This is a genomic window from Brevibacillus sp. NRRL NRS-603, assembly GCF_003013445.1.
GTDB lineage: Bacteria > Bacillota > Bacilli > Brevibacillales > Brevibacillaceae > Brevibacillus > Brevibacillus formosus.
On the sequence record NZ_PXZN01000108.1, the window covers coordinates 1 to 1,277 of the forward strand.

General features: G+C 48.3%; 2 protein-coding genes. Both read left to right on the forward strand.

Annotated features, from left to right (window positions below):
* On the forward strand, positions 1–736 hold a 736-nt coding region (locus C7R94_RS28680; RefSeq protein ID WP_106785926.1), incomplete at its 5' end, for an ABC transporter permease.
* Between the two features lie 14 nt (positions 737–750).
* On the forward strand, positions 751–1,277 hold a 527-nt coding region (locus C7R94_RS28685), incomplete at its 3' end, for an ABC transporter ATP-binding protein (protein ID WP_146142845.1).

A 1,277-nucleotide genomic window follows, 5' to 3' on the forward strand; every position in this document is an offset into this window, starting at 1 on the left:
ATGGCTTACTCCACAAGATTATTTTACGACTGATTTGGCTGGCAAGAACAAGAAGCCATCTGCTGAACACTGGTTTGGTACAGATGACTTGGGGCGTGACGTATTTGAGCGTATCTGGTACGGTGCACGTATTTCTCTGCAAGTAGGTCTTGCCGCAGCGTTTATTGATCTGATCATTGGTGTGATCTGGGGCGGTCTCGCAGGTTTCTATGGTGGCAGAGTAGATGAAATCATGATGCGTATTGCGGACATCCTGTTTGCGATTCCTTACCTGCTGGTTGTTATTTTGTTGATGGTAGTGTTAGAGCCTGGTGTCGGAACGATTATTATTGCCTTAACGATAACGGGATGGATCGGTATGGCCCGGATTGTGCGTGGTCAGATCCTTCAATTGAAAAACCAAGAGTTTGTACTGGCAGCGCGCTCCCTTGGTGCTGACGCCAACCGTCTGATCTTCAAACACTTGATTCCTAATGCATTGGGCCCAATCATCGTAACATTGAGCTTGACTGTACCTTCCGCGATTTTCGCAGAATCCTTCTTGTCCTTTATCGGGTTAGGGGTTTCGGCACCGATTGCATCGTGGGGAACGATGTCCAATGAGGGCTTGCCAGCCATGAAGTACTATCCATGGCGTTTGACATTCCCGGCAATCTTTATTTCCATGACCATCTTGGCATTTAACTTGTTCGGTGACGGTCTGCGCGATGCAGTAGACCCACGCCTGCGTAAATAGGAGGGAACGTCGTTATGGAACGCATTCTTGATGTAAAAGACCTGCATGTATCCTTCCATACGTATGCAGGTGAGGTAAAAGCAGTCCGCGGTGTGAATTTTCACGTCAACCGCGGAGAGGCTGTAGCAATTGTAGGGGAGTCCGGTTGCGGTAAATCCGTAACCGCTCAAACCCTCATGAAGCTGATTCCTATGCCTCCAGGTGAAATTAAAAAAGGGCAAATTCTCTTCAATGGCGATGATATCGTCAAGAAGTCGAAAAAAGAGATGGAATCGATCCGCGGTAAAGATATCGGGATGATTTTCCAAGATCCAATGACTTCCTTGAACCCAACAATGACCATCGGTAGCCAAATTACTGAGGGCTTGATCAAACACCAAAACATGTCGAAAGCAGCAGCACGTGATCGTGCCATTGAGCTCTTGACCATGGTTGGTATTCCGCAACCTGAGAGACGTGTGGAGCAATATCCACACGAGTTCTCTGGCGGTATGCGTCAGCGTGCGATGATCGCAATCGCTCTCGCCTGTTCGCCGAAGCT